This window comes from Exiguobacterium sp. SH1S1, assembly GCF_004337245.1.
Classification (GTDB): Bacteria; Bacillota; Bacilli; order Exiguobacteriales; family Exiguobacteriaceae; genus Exiguobacterium; species Exiguobacterium aurantiacum_A.
Window position 1 is genome coordinate 1 of sequence record NZ_SJUZ01000021.1, and the last position, 1,204, is coordinate 1,204.

The 1,204-nt window shown below is 63.3% G+C and carries 1 protein-coding gene; it reads left to right on the forward strand.

Annotation, left to right across the window (positions count from 1 at the left end; all coding sequences use genetic code 11):
- Positions 1 to 218: 218 nt before the first annotated feature.
- Positions 219 to 1,204, forward strand: a 986-nt coding sequence (locus tag EVJ23_RS14970) for an RNA-guided endonuclease TnpB family protein (RefSeq protein ID WP_131470824.1), incomplete at its 3' end; no start/stop codon positions are given.

Sequence of the window (1,204 nt, forward strand, 5' to 3'; positions counted from 1 at the left end):
TTTAACATAATTAAGCGAGAATTCTCCCACCTCTAAGCGTCTGGGGCGAGGCCCAGCGTAGGTGGGAGATGAATCGCCCGTACATAAACCTCTTGGCCACCCCTGTGACAGATATGACGAACAGAAGTTCGTGATTCCGTCAGATTTCCCTTCCCCCGCTGCGGGTATCGGATGAGGAAGACGTTCATCACGACCATCGGCCGAGAGGAGGCGGAGACATGCTGAAGGGCTACAAATACAGGCTCCACCCGACGGCGGCACAGGCCGAGTTCCTCGTCAGGACGATCGGCTGCGCCAGATTCGTCTACAACAAGCTGCTCGAGGACCGCATCGCCATCCACGAGGAGTCGAAGGCTGGGATCGGCCCGAAACGCAAACCGCCGACACCCGCCTCGTACAAGCCGCTGTTCCCGTTCCTCGCCGAGGCGGACAGCCTCGCGCTCGCCAACGCGAAGCTGCACCTCGACGCGGCGTTCGCGAAGTTCTTCGCCGGGACGGCCGGCTTCCCGGTGTTCAAGTCGAGACGGAAAGCGCGCGCCTCCTACACGACGAACAACCAGCACGGCACGATCCGTATCGAAGGGGGCCACGTCCGGCTGCCGAAGGTCGGGTTCATCCGCTTCACACAGCACCGCGGTTTCGACGGCGAGATCCGGTCGGCGACCGTGTCGATGACGAAGACGGGCAAATTCTTCGTGTCGCTCCTCGTCGAGCAGCCCGACGAGCCGTGGGTCCCCGCCGAGCACAAGATCGGGATCGACCTCGGCCTCGGGCACTTCGCCGTCATGACGAACGACGCGCTCGTGACGGAGAAGATCCCGAACCCGCGCAACCTGCGCGAGGCCGAGGCGCGGCTGAGACGGGCGCAGCGCGCTCTCTCCCGCAAGAAGCCCGGCAGCAGGAACCGCGAGAAGGCGCGGCTCCTATTGGCCAAGAAGCATGAAAAGGTACGGAACCGCCGGCACGACTTCCTCCACAAGCTGTCACGACGCACCGTCGACGAGAACCAAGTCGTCGTCGTCGAGACGCTGAAGCCGAGGGAGATGATGCGGGTCCGCCGCCTGGCAAAATCGATCGGGGACGCCGGATGGGGCGAGTTCGTCCGCCAGCTGGAATATAAGGCGAGATTCTATGGACGGACGTTCATCAAGGCCGACCCGTGGTTCGCCTCGACCCAGGTCTGTTCGGCCTGCGGCGAGAACGG